15 protein-coding genes, 1 tRNA gene and 2 pseudogenes are annotated in these 17,996 nt (G+C 61.4%); 10 read left to right on the plus strand and 8 right to left on the minus strand.

Annotated elements, in window-relative coordinates:
- Window positions 1-106: 106 nt before the first annotated feature.
- The 5 genes from ACVOLI_RS12860 to ACVOLI_RS12880 all read right to left on the minus strand — a co-directional run bounded on the left by ACVOLI_RS12860 (window position 107) and on the right by ACVOLI_RS12880 (window position 5,495).
- Window positions 107-523, minus strand: coding sequence for a hypothetical protein (locus ACVOLI_RS12860; protein WP_481614711.1), 417 nt, complete (start codon window positions 521-523; stop codon window positions 107-109).
- Between the two features lie 15 nt (window positions 524-538).
- The gene (locus ACVOLI_RS12865; protein ID WP_481614712.1) at window positions 539-1,690 is read right to left on the minus strand and encodes a hypothetical protein; all 1,152 of its coding nucleotides are present in this window, start codon (window positions 1,688-1,690) and stop codon (window positions 539-541) included.
- Window positions 1,677-2,771, minus strand: coding sequence for a glycosyltransferase (locus tag ACVOLI_RS12870; RefSeq protein WP_481614713.1), 1,095 nt, complete (start codon window positions 2,769-2,771; stop codon window positions 1,677-1,679). Before ACVOLI_RS12870 ends, ACVOLI_RS12865 begins: the two co-directional genes overlap by 14 nt.
- 12 nt (window positions 2,772-2,783) lie before the next feature.
- Window positions 2,784-4,133 carry a lipopolysaccharide biosynthesis protein gene (locus ACVOLI_RS12875; protein WP_481614714.1) on the minus strand — a complete coding sequence of 450 codons (1,350 nt, stop codon included), beginning with the start codon at window positions 4,131-4,133 and terminating at the stop codon, window positions 2,784-2,786.
- A 99-nt stretch (window positions 4,134-4,232) separates the two neighbouring features.
- A complete protein-coding gene (locus tag ACVOLI_RS12880; protein ID WP_481614715.1) occupies window positions 4,233-5,495 on the minus strand; it encodes an undecaprenyl-phosphate glucose phosphotransferase in 1,263 nt (420 codons plus the stop codon).
- 77 nt (window positions 5,496-5,572) lie between these two features.
- On the opposite strand from ACVOLI_RS12880, the pseudogene ACVOLI_RS12885 reads away from it, so the two are divergent.
- A pseudogene (locus ACVOLI_RS12885) lies at window positions 5,573-5,728 on the plus strand (arsenate reductase/protein-tyrosine-phosphatase family protein); the annotation flags it as partial.
- Between the two features lie 114 nt (window positions 5,729-5,842).
- Here the strand turns inward: ACVOLI_RS12885 and ACVOLI_RS12890 are convergent.
- Both ACVOLI_RS12890 and ACVOLI_RS12895 read right to left on the minus strand, forming a co-directional pair.
- Window positions 5,843-6,553: pseudogene (locus tag ACVOLI_RS12890) on the minus strand (polysaccharide biosynthesis/export family protein); the annotation flags it as partial.
- An 85-nt stretch (window positions 6,554-6,638) separates the two neighbouring features.
- The gene (locus ACVOLI_RS12895; protein WP_481614716.1) at window positions 6,639-7,043 is read right to left on the minus strand and encodes a hypothetical protein; all 405 of its coding nucleotides are present in this window, start codon (window positions 7,041-7,043) and stop codon (window positions 6,639-6,641) included.
- A 418-nt stretch (window positions 7,044-7,461) separates the two neighbouring features.
- Here ACVOLI_RS12895 and ACVOLI_RS12900 point away from each other — a divergent pair.
- The 7 genes from ACVOLI_RS12900 (at window position 7,462) to thrC (ending at window position 14,688) form a co-directional block, all read left to right on the plus strand.
- Window positions 7,462-7,538: transfer RNA gene (locus tag ACVOLI_RS12900), tRNA-Arg, on the plus strand.
- Between the two features lie 19 nt (window positions 7,539-7,557).
- Window positions 7,558-8,016 carry a cupin domain-containing protein gene (locus ACVOLI_RS12905; protein WP_481614717.1) on the plus strand — a complete coding sequence of 153 codons (459 nt, stop codon included), beginning with the start codon at window positions 7,558-7,560 and terminating at the stop codon, window positions 8,014-8,016.
- Window positions 8,017-8,043: 27 nt separating this feature from the next.
- Window positions 8,044-8,346, plus strand: a complete 303-nt coding sequence (locus ACVOLI_RS12910; RefSeq protein ID WP_481614734.1) for a helix-turn-helix domain-containing protein — start codon at window positions 8,044-8,046, stop codon at window positions 8,344-8,346.
- 87 nt (window positions 8,347-8,433) lie between these two features.
- Complete coding sequence (locus ACVOLI_RS12915; protein ID WP_481614718.1) at window positions 8,434-9,378, plus strand: DMT family transporter; 945 nt, start codon at window positions 8,434-8,436, stop codon at window positions 9,376-9,378.
- A gap of 465 nt (window positions 9,379-9,843) precedes the next feature.
- The gene (gene thrA, locus ACVOLI_RS12920; RefSeq protein ID WP_481614719.1) at window positions 9,844-12,348 is read left to right on the plus strand and encodes a bifunctional aspartate kinase/homoserine dehydrogenase I; all 2,505 of its coding nucleotides are present in this window, start codon (window positions 9,844-9,846) and stop codon (window positions 12,346-12,348) included.
- A gap of 5 nt (window positions 12,349-12,353) precedes the next feature.
- Entirely contained in the window at window positions 12,354-13,289 is a 936-nt protein-coding gene (locus ACVOLI_RS12925) for a homoserine kinase (protein ID WP_481614720.1), read from the plus strand.
- A 103-nt stretch (window positions 13,290-13,392) separates the two neighbouring features.
- Window positions 13,393-14,688, plus strand: a complete 1,296-nt coding sequence (gene thrC / locus ACVOLI_RS12930; protein ID WP_481614721.1) for a threonine synthase — start codon at window positions 13,393-13,395, stop codon at window positions 14,686-14,688.
- A gap of 152 nt (window positions 14,689-14,840) precedes the next feature.
- Here thrC and ACVOLI_RS12935 read toward each other — a convergent pair whose 3' ends face one another.
- Window positions 14,841-15,599: a Crp/Fnr family transcriptional regulator gene (locus tag ACVOLI_RS12935; RefSeq protein WP_481614722.1), complete on the minus strand. Its 759-nt coding sequence runs from the start codon at window positions 15,597-15,599 to the stop codon at window positions 14,841-14,843.
- Window positions 15,600-15,710: 111 nt separating this feature from the next.
- Here ACVOLI_RS12935 and hisS point away from each other — a divergent pair, with 111 nt between their 5' ends.
- Window positions 15,711-17,120, plus strand: coding sequence for a histidine--tRNA ligase (gene hisS / locus ACVOLI_RS12940; protein WP_481614723.1), 1,410 nt, complete (start codon window positions 15,711-15,713; stop codon window positions 17,118-17,120).
- A gap of 549 nt (window positions 17,121-17,669) precedes the next feature.
- Entirely contained in the window at window positions 17,670-17,996 is a 327-nt protein-coding gene (locus ACVOLI_RS12945; protein ID WP_282272342.1) for a YerC/YecD family TrpR-related protein, read from the plus strand.

Below are 17,996 nucleotides of genomic sequence, written 5' to 3' on the forward strand. Positions count from 1 at the left end.
GAACCGCCTCGATCTTGAACTCATCCGTATAACGTTTCGTGCTCATAACCACCTCCGCCTAAGCCATAGTTTATGGCTGCGAGGTGTCTACGAAATCCTGGGCGATTCAGTTTGATAGCTCCATGAAAACCACATTGCAGCCACTGTCCCGCTGGAACTGCCGCGCGGCTTCGCCCATGACAGTAGCGCCGTTCCAGACAAATATCGTTGTCTCGCTTGCGCTGGTGGCATGGCTTTCCAGAGAGTCCGTCAGCGCCCTCTCGACCGACCGGAGAAGATGCAGGCACCGACGTGTCGAAAGACAACCAAGCGCGATTTCTCTTGTCCTGGAAAAGTCGTAGGTCTTGCGGCCGCTCTTGGCAGATAGCGAATGGATGTAAGTCATCTCAGCTGTGTTTTCACTTGGAGCGCAAACGGAATGCACGGTGCTGATAATGTGATGTGATCTCGACGGATCCGCGGCGATGAGTCGTTTGAAGAAATCGCCGGATTTGCGATAGTCGACGAGATAGATGCTGTGCATGATGGTGATCTGGAGTCAGCTTGGATGATTGGAATTCGAGCGCTCGCTGCCATATACGATGGCAAGCGCCAGCAGCATCCAGAGCGAGGAGACGAGTACGCCGTACTTGAAAAGCAGCGCCACAAGGGTCGCTGTCAAAAGGCGAGGGTGGCGACGGAGTACGGTGGCCATTGCCAAGATGAAGAAAGCAAGTCCCGCCACCCCGGTTGTGAAGAGAAGGTAGACATAGAAAGAGGAATCCCTGACGTGGTAGCCCGACAGCCCCGTCCATCCAATGGGCTCGTTCTCATTCCACAGCATCCCGTTGCCTAGCAAGGTATTCATCAATGGCTGTGACTTCATGTGTTCGATGACAAGAAGCCTTGATGCGACGGCGTCGTAGTCAACCGAGTCGACAACCCTTCGTTCGTATACCGTCATGCTGAGCGGAAGCAATGCGATCATGATGCCGATGAGCGCGAGCTTGATGAAGTGCTGGCCTCGGCAGAAAATCAGGAACAGGAGCGTCCCGGCAGCAGTGATCGCCATTCCGGCTACCGATAGACTGAGGAACGAGGTGAGCGTTCCTGCTGCCACGGCAAACGAGAGTCGGCGCTCGTGAAGGCAGAGTAGCATTGTGATCGGAAACACTGACATGCTGTAGAACGATGGCTCCGAGAACAGACCGCTCGCGCGTATGCCAATTCCAAGCCCATCCAGTGAGCGACTGGTTGAGATCGTCAATGCATACTCCTCGCGAACAAAATTATTGAAATCCAATAGTTCGCCAGTGACTGCGTGATAGCCGAGCTGGGCGGAAAAGAAGGCGGCGTGCATGAAAATGAACTGGCGCGTAGCACGTGCTATCTGGGCCGTGCCGATGCTTGGGGCATAGGCAAGGAATGCCCAGAACATGCTTGATATTCCAAGATACTTCAGGAGATAAGGCGGATGGATATCACCGCGCACGCTGAACGCGGCGACCAAGGCATTGGTTACCAGATAGGAAATGACCAGCTGGGAGTTCAGGTGCGGCTTGGGTAGCGGGCGTGCGGTGATGATATGAATGGCGAAGAATGTCGCCGAAAGAATGGCCGCGCGGTAGCTGAAAGTAATCAGTGTGAAGCACACAAGACTGAGACTAAGCCAGGGCGCTGTGCTCCTTCTTTCGGGGCTAGGGGTTCGCATTGAGAAGATCTTCCATCTCCCGGCCATAGCGGTCGGAGCCAAATCGCTGGCTCGCTGTTTGCAAGGCATGTTCCGCGACAGCAGCGTGCCGAGCAGGGTTCTCTACAAGGTCACATAGAAGCTTGATTGCTTCATCAGCACTTTGGTAAAGCCAGCCGGTTGTGCCGTGATCGATGCAATCCAGGTTGCCAGGGCAGGCGCTGGCAATGGTAGGTACACCCGTCATCTGTGCTTCAATCAGGGCAACAGGAAGCCCTTCCCAAAGCGATGTGGACAGGAACGCGGATGCCGACGAGAGCGCTTCAATCACCTGGTCGCGGGTTCGCCAGCCGGTGACGTCAACGCCACTTGCTTCAAGTTTTCCGCGCAAACTCGGTTCACCGTCGCCTAACCATAAGAAATTGATTGGCAAACCTTCCAACCGTGACTTTTGAGCTATTTCTGCGAACAGCGCTGGATTCTTCTGCGGCCTGATCTGGCCGGAGTTGATGACAGTGAGCGGGTGCGTTCCTATAGCTGAGTTCTTTTTCCAGCCTGCTGGGATTGCGTTCTCCACCAGCAAACAATGACTTTTTGGCAGGTTCTTTCGTATGCAGACGAGCTCGCTGTTCGAGCATGCGACATAGCTGGCAGTGCGGACTCCCGCAACCTTTTCCAGTGCAATGAAGGCAGCGCGCTTCGCTGCGTTGATGTCGCGGCGCATGAATGATATGCAATGCGGAACGTAGAAAATGCGGCAGCTTTCAAGTATTCCAACAGTTGCAATTCTGCCGAGGAAGCCAGCGAAGGAGGAGTGCAGGAAGATCGCATCTGGCTCCAGCACAGCCAGTGTAGAACGCAGTGTCGATACCGCGCGTGGCCAGCGGCGAAGTCCGTGCATCGGAATGCAATGCAGGCTGGCATTGGCCGGGAAGTGTGACTCGATGTTATCGGGTGTCTCCGGCCTTCGCGAATAGATAATGGTAAGCGAATGGCCATGCTCGGCCTGCAGTTTTGACAGCAGCGAAACCATGGACAGGGTGCCGGTGGCAGTTGCTTCAACCACATGGCAGATGCTTTTTTGTTTTCTGTTGGCGGACATAAGGCGATTGGGTCAGCAGAGATGTAGGCTGTTGGCCCGAGCGCGCATGTGCTTCCTGATCAGCTTCACCATGCAGATATGGCTGAGCAGGTAGTGCACGCAGAGCAACGCGGAGTACAGGCCTGTTGCGTGCTTGATAGGCCATCCGAGCAGGTCAGCACTGCCAAAAACGCCAATCACGATCAGGAACCTCGTGGCGTTGAGACGGAGGAGAAGATGCTGGGCTCTAAGTACACTCAGGGCATGTGTGACCGGCGCGCAAACGAATTGAAACGCCATGCTCAAGGAAAGGATTTGTGCTATTTCGCCTGCTGTTCTCCAGGTTGAGCTGAAGACGAGATCGAACAGCCATGGGCCTGCCAGCAGCAGGGCCAGCGTTGGCAGGCAGACCAGTGCCACCAGGGTTTGGGTGACCTCGTTCGTGATTGCCATGATCTGGTTGGGGTGCTTGCGCCCGATTGCGGAAATCTTTGCGAGGTAAACATTGCCCATCGAGTTGGCGAGCAGGTTTATCGGCAGTGATAGTGCTGTAAGTGCAAGTGCAAGCTGGCCGGCGCCAGTCAGGCCAAATACCTTGGGTGCAAGCAGGGCAGGGGCATGGATGGTCGCCATGGTCAGGAACTGAGACGTGAGTTGATAACGGGGCATCTCACTGAAGTAGGCCGCAATAAGTCCGATTCTCGATCTCCGGACGTGGCGGAAATTTCTTTTGGCTACCTTCGAAAACACCTTGAGTAGTGGCGTGTTTCCGCCAGCAAGCTGCAGTAGATGCCCGAGCAACAAGCCGACCGGCTTGAGCTGCAGGGCGCCCAAGGCCGTCTTGGCGATGCTGCCAGCCAGCCCCTGCTGGGCCTGACTCAGGGCGAGTTGACCGAACTTCTGCTTGCGGGTCGCCCACAAGGTCAGTATCTCGTGACAGGCAGTAAGTACCGTTCCGACAATGATCAACGGCAGGTACGGCCTGAGCGCATCAAGCGAGGTGCATTGCAGTATCGCTGGTCCAAAGAAGTAGGTGATGGCGGTCGCCACCGGCGTGTAGATTGTCAGGATAAGCAGGGCCAGGCAGGTCACCGTCAGCGCCGTCGAGTCGCGCAGGGGGAGCGGTATCGCGCAGACGTAACGCAGGGTGGATAGCGTGGCTGTCAGGGCCACGATGGCTGCGAAAGCTGCCAGCATTCCGAGATGATCGGGTGAGTAAACGCGCGCAATGACCGGTATCGCGAGCAGTGCTGCCAGTTTTCCCACAGCGTTGCCGCCAGCGAGTTTCAACATTGTCCGCTGCAGGGTGCTGAGGCTGCCACCGAGCGGCGATTGATCTTCGTTGTTGGGGCTAGGCTGACCAGCTGGAAGAGGCGTATTCATGAGCGATTACCAGCGTTTGCAACGCTGACGGCTGCAATCTCGGTCGGTGAGCGCCTTCTTCCTGGATTTTCGACAATCCGCTCTGATGGCCTGCAGGGATCAGTACGCATTTCTGTGAACGAAACCTTTGAATAGCGTCAGAACTATCACCTTCAGGTCAAACCAGAGCGACCAGTTCTCGATATAAAACAGATCACACTCAATGCGCTTATTGAGGTCGGTGGAGCCACGCCAGCCATTGACCTGGGCCCAGCCAGTGATGCCTGCTTTGACCATATGCTTTTTCATGTAGGACGGAATTTCGTGCTTGAACTGATGCACGAATACCGGTCGCTCGGGACGTGGGCCTACGATGGACATATCGCCAAGCAGTACGTTCAAAAATTGCGGAAGCTCGTCAAGGCTGGTCTTTCGCAGGAACGCGCCCACCTTGGTGGCGCGGTTCTCGCCTGCCTTCGCCCATACCGCGCCGCTGCCGGTTTCTGCATCCACCGGCATAGAGCGGAACTTGAGCATCTGGAAGGTTTTGTTGTTCCAGCTCATGCGCTCCTGGCGGTAGAAGACGGGTCCGGGCGAGCTCAGTTTCACTGCGATCGCTATCGTCAGCATCAGTGGGAATATCATCAGCAGGATCAACGCGGCCAGTAGACGGTCTTCCAGCGCCTTGAGTACGCGGGCGTTACCTTGCAGAGGCGTCTGCTGCAGGTTGATCACCGGCAGGCCGGCGAGTTGCTCAATGGAATGATTGAGCAGGTGGAAGCCGAACATATCGGGAACGAACTTGATGTCGACCGTGGAGTGCTGCAGCTGATTCAGTGCCAGTGTGATTTGCGCTTCATCACGCATTGGCAGCGCAATCCAAACCTGGTCGATCGCATTGTTCTCAACGTATCGCCCAAGGTCGCTCAGGGTGCCGAGTAGGGCCGTTGATTTATCGATCACACAACGATCAGATCGCGTAGAGAACCAGCCGTTGATGGTGATGCCGGCCCAACTGTTGTCGCGCAGTGTGGTGATGATTTTCTGTGTGTCCGCCGTGGCGCCGACGATTACTGCCGTGCGCAGATCGTTGCCGCGCGCGCGCGCCCAAGCGGCCGTGGCTCGAATCAGAAGGCGCAGCACAGACACGGACGTCAAGCTCAGCAAGAACCAGCTTCCTACCCAGGCAGTCGCCTGAGCATCAGTGAGCTTGATCGCGCCAACGTAGGCAAACAAGCAACCAAAAATGACTGCCCACTTCAGCAGAATCTGAACCAACTCTGCCAGCAGGCTGCGCCCGCGCCAGCTGGAGTAGAGGGAAGACAGGCTGAGCACGAGAAGACCGAGCAGCATCGTGATCGCGATCAATCGCCAGTAGTTCACCGATAACTGCAAGTCATTGAACTGCAGCCGGTATACATGCACTGGTCGGGCATCCCATCGACCCGACGGCTGCGGTCTTGCTGCGTGAGCATGGACACGATGCTGATGCACACAGGGCCAGGCAGGTGACGCCGTCAACACTCGGCGCGGCTGATCTGATTCTGGTCATGGAACGGGCACACCTTGCGCAGATCGCGCGCGAGGTGCCGCAGGTTAGTGGAAAGACCTTTCTGCTGGGCCGCTGGGACAACTCCGAAGTGCCCGACCCGTATCGGCAACAGCGCGTCGCCTTTGACCTCGCCGACGACGAAGACCTCCTTGCGATCCAGATGGGGAACGTGGATCTGATCGTCTGCCTTCAGGAAAATAGTGGTGCTGCCGCCAGTACGGCCCATCAGCTCCAGATCGATGGTGTAGCTCACGCCGTCGCGGCTGATACGTACACCGGACAGATCCGCTTGCATCGGGTCCAAGCCGGATTGGCTGATTGCATCACTCAGGGTCAGCGGTGAAACCGTCAGCGGAATGGTTGCTGCTTGGCGCGAGGCACCCGTTACCCAGACGCGCTGGCTGGAATAGCTGAGCATGGATACATCGACCTGCGGTGCTTCGATGTAGCGCGCCAGTTTGGTAGTGAGTTCATCGCGCAATTCGCTCGGTGTCTTGCCTTCCGCGCTCACTTTGCCGATGTACGGGTAGAACAATGTGCCATCGGATTGCACCAGACGGCCGGCTGCATTCAGTTGCTGCTGCGGGCCGGCCGGAACCGTGAGTTCGGGGTGGTCCCACACCGTGATGTAGAGCATGTCGCCGGCGCCGATCCTATACGGACCAGGCCGGTAGTTGACCAGTGCAGCTGGCAGTGTGTCGACGTCGCGTGTGGCGCGTTCCATTGCGATCAGTTTTGGGGTGATCGGCAGTAGTTCTATCTGGCCATCGGTGACGGATTGACTACCTTGCGCCAGCGTATTGCTACGCACGTGCTGGCCCGGCGCGAGCACGCAGCCGGTGAGTGACAACGCGAGCGCCAAGGGGGCGACAAGACGCTTGCAGTTCATTTCTTATTCCTCGCCCGGGCGGGCACTAATAACCTCTCACCAGCGAGATGGCTGGCAAGAGGTGGTGGCAGATGCCGTTGATGAGTTACTTGGTGCCAGTGGGGCCCGGAGTCTTCGTGCTACCGCTGTTGCCATCGTCGTTGTTGGAGACCAGTGCATAGACCAGTGCGCCAGCTGCGATACCAGCGCCAATCTTCACGCCGCGGCTCAGGGCGCCTCGGGCCGTGGAACCAGCTTCTTCGGCGCCTGCCAGTTCGGTGCTGTACTCGCCTTCGTGCAGGCCCAGTTCACCATGTGTGGCGGTTTCGTCGGTTGCGACGGCGTCGGAGACGCTGGGCATCTCCTGCTGCGCCGGGGCTTCAACTTCGGCTTGTTCGGGTGCAGCGGCTTCCTGGGTGACAATGGCGGGCTGTTCAAACGCCGGCGGATCCTGGGCGATTGCCGGGAAGGACAGCGCGGCGAGGGTCAGTGCGTAAAAAGATTTCTTCATTGCTGGTTCTCATCTTCCGCTGGAAGCGGCTGCGATTGGGGTTGTGCGACTGCCGGCGGGCCGGAGGGGCACGCGCGGCTCCAGGGCATCTGTTGGGAGGGGCGCGCTGATGCGGCTTGTAGACGACCACAGAAATTGTAGGGAGGCAGCCGGGCAGCTTGGACTAGGCTTTGTCTGAAATTTCCCTGTGGTTTTCGGTTGCCTGAGCCCTGCGCAGCCTGCCCTCCTTTCGGTTGGCGTGCACAGGGAAGAAGCTGGCGTGAAGCAGATCGGGCGGGGAGCGGTTCAAGGTGAAAAACGCGAGGATTTAGCGCTGGAGATGCTTCCTGGCGCGGCGCCGACCGGTCTGTGCTTCATCGTTGGGCGGGAAGTGCTGGCTGGGGGCGGCGCTTGCCTGTAATCTTGGCCTCCGTCTTTTGACTCCGTAGCTCAGCTGGATAGAGCGGTCCCCTCCTAAGGGACAGGTCGCACGTTCGAATCGTGTCGGGGTCACCATCTTTCCGCGCAGCTTGCGGTGCCCGCTGCAAGCGCCAGCCAGTCCCTGGTGTTCATGCCGATGCAGTGCGGTGAAGCCTTGAATTTCCGTAGCTATGGTCCGCTGGGCCATTCGCATAGCCATGACCATCTGCAGCTGGTGTTGCCGCTACGTGGCAGCCTGGAGTTGGATATCGATGGGCGGGGCGGTCGTTTGGACGTCTCGCAGGGGGCGCTGATTGTCCCGGGCGCGGTCCATGTACAGGCCGGTAGTGGGCAAAACCGGTTTCTGATCGTGGACTGTGACAGTGCGCTGTTGGAGCGGTCCCAGGTGGATCAGGGGCGGACACGCCCATTTCTGGCTGTATCGGCGGCGGCGCGCAGTTTGCTCGAATTCGTAGATATCAGCGCGGGTAGCCAGGACGTGGTGGACGCCGCTGTCGCCATGCATGTATTGCCGTTGTTGCTGGATAGCCTGTTTGCTAAGCAACGCGCCTAAGCGGACGACAGTGCTGGCTTGCGGCGTGTGTGTGAGCAGATCCGCGCCACGCCAGGGCAGGCGTGGCCGCTAGGGCGGATGGCGAAGGTGGCTGGTATGGGGTTGACCACGCTGCATGGTGCGTTCAAACGGCGATTTGGCCTCACGCCGGGGCAATGGTTGCAGCAACAGCGCCTGCAATGGGCGCAGTGTCAGCTAGCCGAGGGCAAGCAGTCGGTCGCACAGATTGCCCAGCAGGCCGGCTTCTCCGACCAGAGTTCATTGACCCGCGCGATGCGCCGCTCGCGGGGGATTACCCCCGGGCGGTATAGGCGGAGCCTTGACGCGTAGTTTGAGCACAGCATCGCGTAGCTTGGGACAATACTGGGCAGGCTGGCACTTGGATGCTGGTGTTGTGTCTGAACGTCGGGTGGGTTGATGAAAGAGCGGATGTTGTTCGGAATTGGCAACGGCGTGGCTTCGGGTGCGCTGTGGGGTCTGGTGTTCCTTGCGCCAGCTGTGCTGGCGGACTTTTCACCGCTACAGCTGGCTGCGGCGCGCTATCTCATTTATGGACTGGTTGCGGTGATCTTGCTGGTGCCACGTTGGCCAGCGTTGCGGGCGCATATCGGCAAGGCGGACTGGAAGGCGCTGACCTGGTTGAGCCTGCTGGGCAATCTTGTCTATTTCGTGCTGCTGTCCATCTGCGTGCAGTGGAGTGGCGGTGGTGCGGCGGCGTTGATCGTCGGCATGGTGCCTGTGCTGGTCGCCGTGGTGGGGGCGCGTGAACCGGGGGCGGTGCCGCTGTCGCGGCTGGCGCCAGCCCTGCTTCTATGTGTGGCAGGCGTGGTCTTGATGGGCTACCAGGCCATCGCCTCGACACATGTGCAGGCCACTACGGTGCAGCGACTGATCGGGTTGCTGTGTGGGGTTGGTGCGCTGTTGTCCTGGACCGCTTATTCGGTGGGGAATACCCGCTGGTTGGCCAGGGTTCCCGGTGTGTCCGGGCATGATTGGTCGCTGCTGACCGGCGTGGCGACCGGGGGCCTGGCCTTGCTGCTGGCACCGGTCGCCTTTGCCGACAGCGCAGCAGGGCATTCGGGACGTGAATGGGCGGGCTTCTGGGCGATGGCCGCTGCAGTGGCGGTGTTTGCTTCCATACTGGGCAATGCCTGCTGGAACCGCGCAAGCCGAGCCCTGCCACTGACCCTGGGTGGGCAGATGATCGTGTTCGAGACCTTGTTCGGGCTGCTCTACGGCTTCCTGTGGCAGCAGCGCTGGCCAGTGGCAATCGAGATTGTTGCTGCGCTCTGTCTTCTGGCCGGCGTGGTCTGGAGCGCTGCGGCGCACCGGCCGAAGGCGGTAGAGGCAGCTTCGGCCTGAGAATCCTGCGCAGTCAGGTGGCGAAAGCCTGACTGCGATGCTGCTTTCGATTGCTTGCGGACGGTAGTAGGTCGGCAAGGTCCGCAGGCAGCGCCCGCGGCTGTGACGCAGCTGTTGCGCGCTGCTTGTCGGATAAATGCGCGACGTTCGCGCTTGATGACATTTGCAACTTTTAGCTGCAGGTTTGGCGACGTTGCCTTTGTCTGTGTTTTTGCAACGCAGCACTTGACAGCCTGATCCCGGCTGTTGTCTCTTGAAGGCCATGAACAGCCCGCAGCCCCTCGTCAGCCTCCTGCAGTCGCCTTCCGGCGGCGCCATTACCACCGCCACTATTACCGTCACCATTAGCCCGGTGCGGCCCGTCGTCTTCGCGTAATTTCCGAAAACCACGGCCCCGCACCCGGATCAGGATGCGGGGGAACCCCATCAAGATGCGTGTCGGGGCCTCCAGCCGAGGTTCTTCCGATGTCGTCAGTTGCTGCTTCTCCCGCCGATTCCGCCGCGAACGCTGCCGTTCGCACCGTGGTGCACAAATTCGGCGGCACGTCGGTCGCCGATGCCGAGCGTTACCGTCATGTGGCGCAGCTGTTGCTGGCCCGCGACGAGACCGTGCAGGTGACCGTGGTGTCGGCGATGAAGGGCGTGACCGATGCGTTGATCGGCCTGGCCAAGGCTGCGGCAGCAGCGGACCCGGCCTGGGATGAGCGCTGGCATGAGTTGCGGGCGCGCCATCGTGGTGCCGCCGTGGCGCTGCTGGGAGAGCACTCCGGGCTGACCATCGAATGGCTGGATGCGCGTTTCGAGCGTCTGCGCGAGATTCTGGCGGCGTTGGCCGTGATTGGTGAGTTACCCCAGGAAGTGCTGGACCGCGTGCAGGGCCTGGGCGAAGTGTTTTCGGCCCACCTGTTGGGTCACCACCTGCAGGCCCTGGGCGAAGACGCCGACATCCTGGATGCGCGCGACGTCCTGGTGGTCAACCATGGCGAGCTTGGCGTTGATGTCGATTGGAAGTCCAGCGCTGCCAAGCTGGCGTTGTGGCGCGAGTCGCACCCGGCGCAGCGGCTGGTGGTTACCGGTTTTGTCGCCCGCGACCGCAAGGGCAACATCACCACCTTGGGGCGCAATGGCAGTGATTTCTCCGGCGCCATCTTTGCCGCCTTGTTTGCCGCCGACGAACTGCATATCTGGACCGACGTCGATGGCGTGCTCTCGGCTGACCCGCGGGTAGTTCCGGAAGCAGTGCAGCTGGACGCACTGAGCTATGACGAAGCCTGCGAACTGGCTTACTTCGGTGCCAAGGTGGTGCATCCGCAGACCATGTCGCCGGCCATCGAGCGCGGTCTGCCGATCATAATCCGCAACACCTTCCATCCGGATCATCCGGGTACCCGCATCACCGCCGATAGCTCCAGCGGTGGTCCGATCAAGGGCCTGACCCTGAGTGCGGACCTTGCGGTATTGAATGTCGAAGGTACCGGCCTGATCGGTGTGCCAGGTACCGCCGAACGCGTGTTCTCGGCGCTGCGCAACGCACATGTGTCGGTGGTGATGATCTCGCAGGGTTCCTCGGAACATTCGATCTGCTGCGTGGTGAAACAGGCCGAGGCGGAGTTCGCCCGTGACGCACTGACCCAGGCGTTCTCGCACGAGTTGGCAGCGGGCCAGGTGCAGCGCGTGCAGCTCACCAGCGGGGTGAGCGTGCTTGCAGCGGTGGGTGATGGCATGGCCGGCCAGCCGGGCGTTGCCGCACGTCTGTTCGAATCGCTGGGTCGCGCACAGGTCAATATCCTGGCCATCGCGCAGGGCTCGTCCGAACGCAATATCTCGGTCGCGATCGAAGCCTGCGATGCGACCAAGGCGCTGCGCGCCGCGCACGCCGGCTTCTGGTTGTCGCCACAGACCTTCTCGGTCGGCGTGATCGGGCCGGGCAATGTCGGTGCAGCCTTGCTTGAGCAGTTGTATGCGTCCGAAGCGGCGCTGCTAGCCAGGGCCAAGCTGGATCTGCGCCTGCGTGCGGTCGCCTCGCGCAACCGCATGGTGCTCGACCAGCGTGGCATGCACGGCAACTGGAAGGCCGCATTCGACTCGGCAGCGCTGCCGAATGATCTTGATCTGTTCACCGAGCACCTGTTGTCGGCGCGTCTGCCGCATACGCTGATCATCGATTGCAGTGGCAGTGCCGAAGTCGCCGATCGCTATGCCGGCTGGTTGGCCGCCGGCATCCATGTGGTCACCCCGAACAAGCAGGCAGGCTCCGGTCCCCTGGCACGCTACCAGGCGATCCGCGAGGCGGCGGCGTCTACCGGCGCACGCTTCCGCTACGAAGCCACGGTGGGCGCGGGTCTGCCGGTGATCACCACGCTGCGCGATCTGGTCGATACTGGTGATGACGTGACGGCGATCGCCGGCATTTTCTCCGGCACGCTGGCCTGGTTGTTCAACAAATACGATGGCAGCGTGCCGTTCTCCGAGCTGGTCACGCAGGCGCGTGGCATGGGCTACACCGAGCCGGACCCGCGTGACGACCTGTCCGGCGTGGATGTGGCCCGCAAGCTGGTGATCCTCGCCCGCGAAGCCGGGTATGAGTTGAGCCTGGAAGACGTGGCGGTGGAAAGCCTGGTGCCCGCTGCATTGCAGGGCGCGAGCGTCGACGATTTCATGGCACGCCTGCATGAAGTGGACGCGGGCTTCGCGCAACGCCTGGCCGATGCGCGTGCGCGTGGCAATGTGCTGCGCTATGTCGCCCAATTCAAACCGGGGCAGCAGCCCAGCGTTGGCCTTGTGGAGCTGCCCGGTGAGCATGCCTTCGCAAACCTGCGCCTGACCGACAACGTGGTGCAGTTCACCACCCGTCGTTATTGCGACAACCCCCTGGTGGTGCAGGGCCCGGGTGCTGGCCCGGAAGTGACGGCGGCCGGCGTGTTTGCCGATGTGCTGCGAGTGGCGGCTGGCGAGGGAGCGCGATTGTGAGCGGCGTGTTGAACAGTTCCGTGGCACGCCAGGCGCGGGCATTCTCGCCGGCGTCGGTGGCCAATGTGGCGGTCGGCTTTGATCTGCTGGGCTATGCGGTGCCTGACGTTGGTGACACGGTAACGGTACGTCGCATTGATGCGCCGGAAGTGCGCATCGTCGCTATTCGCGGTTCGGCGGTGGAGTTGCCCCTGGATGCGCCCAGCAATACCGCAGGTGCGGCGCTGATTGCCTTGCGCGAGGCGCTGGCGCTGCCGTTCGGTTTCGAACTGGAGATCGACAAGGGCATACCACTGAGCTCGGGCATGGGCGGCTCGGCTGCGTCCTGTGTGGCGGCCTTGATCGCTGCCAATGCCTTGCTCGATGTGCCGCTGAGCCGTGAGCAGCTTTACCGGTACTCATTGGAAGGCGAAGCGGTCGCCAGTGGCAGCCGCCACGGCGACAACCTTGGCCCGATGTTCCTCGGTGGTTTGGTGCTCTCTACCTTGGAGCGATTGGTGCCGGTGCCGGTGCCTGCGCATTGGCATAGCCTGCTGGTGCATCCGGAGGCGTTGCTGGAAACGCGGCGCGCACGGGAGGCGTTGCAGGGCAGCTATGCATTGAAGGAGTTTGTCGCCCAGAGCAGCAATCTGGCCCTGGTACTGGCCGGTTGCCATGCCGGCGATGCGGGCCTGGTGAGGGCGGGCTTGGCCGATGTTTTGGTCGAGCCGCGGCGTGCGCCCCTGATTGTCGGCTTCGACGCGGCCAAGGCCGCCGCTCTGGCTGCAGGCGCGATGGGTGCAAGCATCTCCGGCGCAGGCCCCAGTGTCTTTGCCTGGTTTGAAGACCGTGATGCTGCATTGGCTGCCGCGCCCAAGGTGCAGGCAGCCTTCGCTGCGGCAGGTTTCGACAGCCAAAGCTGGGTAAGTCCGATCAACAGCCCCGGCGCCAGACTGCTCTAAGCCCGATAGCCCCTCTCCCATCGGGAGAGGGGTTGGGGTGAGGGGGACCCTTGCGCGGGTCTCGAGTCCAGAGCAGCACACAAACCATTTCGCGGATTTCCGAATGAACTTCATCTCCACCCGCAACGCATCCCTCGCCGCTACGCTGAGCCAGGCCATTGCCGCCGGTCTGGCACCCGATGGCGGCTTGTACGTACCCGAGACTATGCCGGCAGTACGCACCATGCAGTTGGGCGATACCCTCGCCGCGACCGCTACCGAGCTGCTGCAGCCATTCTTCGCTGACGACGCCCTGGCATCCGAATTACCGAAGATCTGCAGCGAAGCCTTCGACTTTCCGGCGCCACTGCAGGCCTTGGCGACCCGCAACGATCATGTGCTGGAGCTGTTCCACGGTCCCACTGCGGCGTTCAAGGATTTCGGTGCGCGCTTCCTTGCTGCGAGCCTGTCGCGCTTGCGTGCAGGGCAGGAGCGTCCGCTGACCATCGTGGTCGCAACGTCTGGCGACACCGGTGCTGCTGTCGCTGCAGCCTTCCACAATCAGCCCAACCTTCAGGTCGTGGTGCTGTACCCGGATGGGCGCGTATCGCCGCGTCAGGCGCATCAGCTTGGCTGCCTGGGCGGCAATATCCGGGCACTGCGCGTGGCCGGGTCGTTCGACGATTGCCAGGCCATGGCCAAGCAGGCGCTGGGTGATACCGATCTGCAGACGCAGGTGCCATTGAGCTCGGCCAACAGCATCAGCCTGGGGCGCTTGTTGCCGCAGATGAGCTATTACGCACACGCGGCGCTGAGCCATCAGGCCGCGCATGGTTCACTGCTGAATTTCGTCATTCCCACCGGGAACCTTGGCAACGCGATGGCGGCAGTGATGGCCCGGGCGCTGGGTGTGCCGTTGGGGCGTATCGTGCTGGCGACCAATGCCAACCGTGTATTGCCTGAGTACTTCAACGGCGGTGACTACGTGCCGAAGGCCAGCGTCGCCACGCTTGCCAATGCGATGGACGTGGGTGCCCCGAGCAATTTCGAACGACTGCGCTGGCTGTACAAGGGCGATGATGCAGCACTGCGCGCTGCCTTTACCTCACAGGCGGTGGACGATGCCACCATCCGCGAGATCATCGCTCGCCGCTATGGTGCCTATGGCGAAGTGTTCTGTCCGCATACTGCCACGGCGGTGCAGGTCCTGGAGCAGCTGCGTGCCAATGGCAGTGCAGCGTCGGATCAACATTGGGCAGTGGCAGCGACCGCACACCCGGCTAAATTTGAATCGGTGGTCGAACCGCTGATCGGTCGTGAAGTCGAAGTGCCGCCTGCGCTGGCTGAGCTGTTGAAGCGTCCCGCCCACGCCGAACCCTGCGCACCGGATTACCCGGCCCTGCGCGAAAAGCTGCTGTAAGAGGTAGTGCCGAGCCATGCTCGGCAGAGGCTCTGCCGATACAACCGGTTGTAGGAGCGGCGGCGTCTATTCATGTAGTGCCGAGCCATGCTCGGCAAGGGCGTCACTGATAACGCCTCAGCCGAGCATGGCTCGGCTCTACAGATGGAGCGTCAGAACTCGTCGTTGGCCAGCTGTTGCAGTTCGGCGAAATCCAGGATCTCCACCACATTCAGGTGGGGCAGGGCGATCAGGCCCTGCTGGCGCAACTTGGTAAAGGTACGGCTCACCGTCTCCATGGTCAGGCCAAGATGGTCGGCGATATCGCCGCGGCCCATCGGCAAGGAGACCCGGTTGCTGCTGCGGCCATTCAAGGTTGCCTCGCGGGCAGCCAGGCGCAGCAGGAAGTCAGCCAGCCGCTCCGGCGGCTGCAGGCGGGCCAGTGCAAGTGCATTGTCCTGAGCTGCGTCCAGCTCCTGGCAGGCGCGTTGCAGCAGCTTGCGTTCCAGGTGCGGGTAACGCTGGCGCAGATCGCGCATCTGCGTGGTCGGCACCCGGCAGACCCGGCTGTCGGCAATCGCCTCGATATCGTAGCGATGGTGGTCGCTGCCGCTCAGGCCCAGATAATCGCCCGGCAGTACGAAGCCGTTCACCTGGCGGCGGCCGTCGGCCAGGGTGCGCACCAAGCGCAGCGCGCCCTCGGTTACTGTATAGACATAAGCGCGCGGCTCACCGGCACGTGCCAGCGTAGTGCCCATGGCGACTGGCGTGGAGACGGTAATCTGCTCCAGCGCATGTACCTCATCACAGGACAGGGCCGAGCACACCGACAGGTGGCGGACCGAGCACTGCAGGCACTCGCGCCCGCCATTGCCTTCGGGGCCAATAGACGAAACGGGGTATTGCTCGGTGCCTTGGGCTGGCCGGGACATGTCTACAGCAGGGGGGTAGGGTGCCCCAAATTGTACTTCATGCGGCCAGACGGGCGGTGTGCGGCTAGAATTGGCGACCGTTCCCCCTATTGTGTTGCAGGAGTTTTGCCCGTGATCAAGCCCCGTACCCCGCCCGGCATCATGGAATTGTTGCCGCGCGAGCAGATCGCGTTCCAGCGCATGCTGGACGTCATCCGCCGCAACTACGAGCGCTTCGGGTTCCTGCCGGTGGAAACCCCGGTGTTCGAGCTGTCCGATGTGCTGCTGACCAAGTCCGGCGGCGAGACCGAGCGCCAGGTGTACTTCGTGCAGTCCACCGGTGCGCTGGCTAATGCTGCCGAATCGACCGACAAGGGCGGCCTGCCGGAGATGGCGCTGCGCTTCGACCTGACCGTACCGCTGGCCCGTTACGTGGCCGAGCACGAACACGACCTGAGTTTCCCGTTCCGTCGCTACCAGATGCAGCGCGTTTACCGTGGCGAACGTGCCCAGCGTGGCCGCTTCCGCGAGTTCTACCAGTGCGACGTCGATGTGATCGGCAAGGACACGTTGAGCATCCGTTACGACGCGGAGGTGCTGGCAGTCATCTACGCAGTGTTCTCGGAACTGCGCATCGGCAACTTCGCCGTTCAGCTGAACAACCGCAAGCTGATGCGTGGTTTCTTCGAAGCGCAGGGCGTTGTGGATGCAGGGCAGCAGGCGCTGGTGCTGCGCGAGGTCGACAAGCTCGACAAGCGTGGTCCGGACTATGTGCGTGAAACCCTGGTTGGTCCCGATTTCGGCCTGCCCGCCGAGGCAGTCGAACGCATCCTGGCTTTCGTCGAGGTCCGTTCGAGCTCGCACGCGGACGCGTTGGCGCAGATCGACGCGGTGTTGGCTGCTGCAGGCGACTCGGCCAGCGAATCGCTGCGTACCGGTGCAGCCGAATTGCGTGAAGTGCTGGAGCTGGTGAAGGCGCTGGGCGTGCCGGAAACCGCGTATTGCCTGAATTTCTCCATCGCCCGCGGGCTGGATTACTACACCGGTACGGTGTACGAGACCAGCTTGGTTGATCACCCGCAGATCGGCTCGATCTGCTCGGGCGGCCGTTATGACGACCTGGCCAGCCACTACACCAAGTCCAAGTTGCCGGGCGTTGGTATCTCGATTGGCTTGACCCGTTTGTTCTGGCAGCTGCGCGAGGCCAATCTTATCGACGGAATCGCCGAAAGCAGTGTGCACGCGATGGTTGCGTTGATGGACGAGGCAGCGATGCCGCAGTCGTTGGATATCGCCCGTCGCCTGCGGGCCGGCGGTATCAATACCGAAGTGCAGATGGAGCCGAAGAAGATCGGCAAGCAGTTCCAGTACGCGGCCAAGGCTGGCATCCGCTTCGTGGTGCTGGCCGGTGAGGACGAGCTGGCGCGCGGCGTGGTGGCGGTGAAGGATCTGCTCCGTGAGCAGCAGTTCGAGGTGGCCCGGGATGAATTGGCTTCTACCCTCCAGGTGGAGCTGGAACAGACCCGCGCGATGGCGCGCTGATGAAAAGCCCCGCATAGCGGGGCTTTTTTTTGTCTGTAGAGCCGAGCCATGCTCGGCTGGGGCATCGCCAGAAAAGCCTCTGCCGAGCACGGCTCGGCACTACAGATCCGCTCCATCCCTTTCGCACAGCGAAGGGGAGGGTTGGGGGGGGGGGCGAGCTGTTTCCCAACGGATACCAAGCAAGCTTCACGGCTCACGCCGCTCCCACAAGGGCAGGGCCGCCTGTAGAGCCGAGCCATGCTCGGCTGAAGCGTCACCGGGAAAGCCTCTGCCGAGCAAGGCTCGGCACTACAGATCCGCTCCATCCCTTTCGCACAGCGAAGGGGGGGGGGCTGGGGAGGGGTGAGCCTTTTACCGACGGATGTGGCGCCGGCTTCGCGGCTCACGTCGCTCCCACATAGGTGGCTATACCTGTAGTGCCGAGCCACGCTCGGCAGGGGCATCGCCAGAAAAGCCTCTACCGAGCATGGCTCGGCACTGCCGGTTGAGTCGTTTGACTCGGGGTGCGTTTCGAACTAATGTATTAGCACGCTATTACATTGATACATGATGAAGACACGCCCTGACATCGAACGTGAAAAGCCATCCGACGCCCCGTTGAAGGCGTTGGCGCGTACGTTGGCTGCGCTGGACAAGCCGCAGGAGGTGCAGGCCTTCCTGCGCGATCTGTGCACGCCGGCTGAGCTGGAAGCCATGGCTGACCGCTGGCGGGTGGTTCCCTTGCTGCGCAAGGGTGTGCCTTATCGCGAGATCTATGACCTGACCGGGGTGAGCGTCACCACCATCGGTCGGGTTGCGCGTTCGCTCGAGCACGGTGCCGGCGGCTATGCCGCCGCCATCGACCGTCTAGCCGCGCGCAAAACCGAATCCAACTGA

It is taken from the genome of Stenotrophomonas sp. STEN029, from assembly GCF_056760015.1.

What these genes read in the sequence shown, in the direction of transcription:
- ACVOLI_RS12860 (WP_481614711.1), bottom strand. Translation starts at nt 523, where the DNA reads ATGCACAGCATCTATCTCGTCGACTATCGCAAATCCGGCGATTTCTTC.
- ACVOLI_RS12865 (WP_481614712.1), bottom strand. Translation starts at nt 1,690, where the DNA reads ATGCGAACCCCTAGCCCCGAAAGAAGGAGCACAGCGCCCTGGCTTAGT.
- ACVOLI_RS12870 (WP_481614713.1), bottom strand. Translation starts at nt 2,771, where the DNA reads ATGTCCGCCAACAGAAAACAAAAAAGCATCTGCCATGTGGTTGAAGCA.
- ACVOLI_RS12875 (WP_481614714.1), bottom strand. Translation starts at nt 4,133, where the DNA reads ATGAATACGCCTCTTCCAGCTGGTCAGCCTAGCCCCAACAACGAAGAT.
- ACVOLI_RS12895 (WP_481614716.1), bottom strand. Translation starts at nt 7,043, where the DNA reads ATGAAGAAATCTTTTTACGCACTGACCCTCGCCGCGCTGTCCTTCCCG.
- ACVOLI_RS12915 (WP_481614718.1), top strand. Translation starts at nt 8,434, where the DNA reads ATGAAAGAGCGGATGTTGTTCGGAATTGGCAACGGCGTGGCTTCGGGT.
- thrA (WP_481614719.1), top strand. Translation starts at nt 9,844, where the DNA reads ATGTCGTCAGTTGCTGCTTCTCCCGCCGATTCCGCCGCGAACGCTGCC.
- thrC (WP_481614721.1), top strand. Translation starts at nt 13,393, where the DNA reads ATGAACTTCATCTCCACCCGCAACGCATCCCTCGCCGCTACGCTGAGC.
- ACVOLI_RS12935 (WP_481614722.1), bottom strand. Translation starts at nt 15,599, where the DNA reads ATGTCCCGGCCAGCCCAAGGCACCGAGCAATACCCCGTTTCGTCTATT.
- ACVOLI_RS12945 (WP_282272342.1), top strand. Translation starts at nt 17,670, where the DNA reads ATGAAGACACGCCCTGACATCGAACGTGAAAAGCCATCCGACGCCCCG.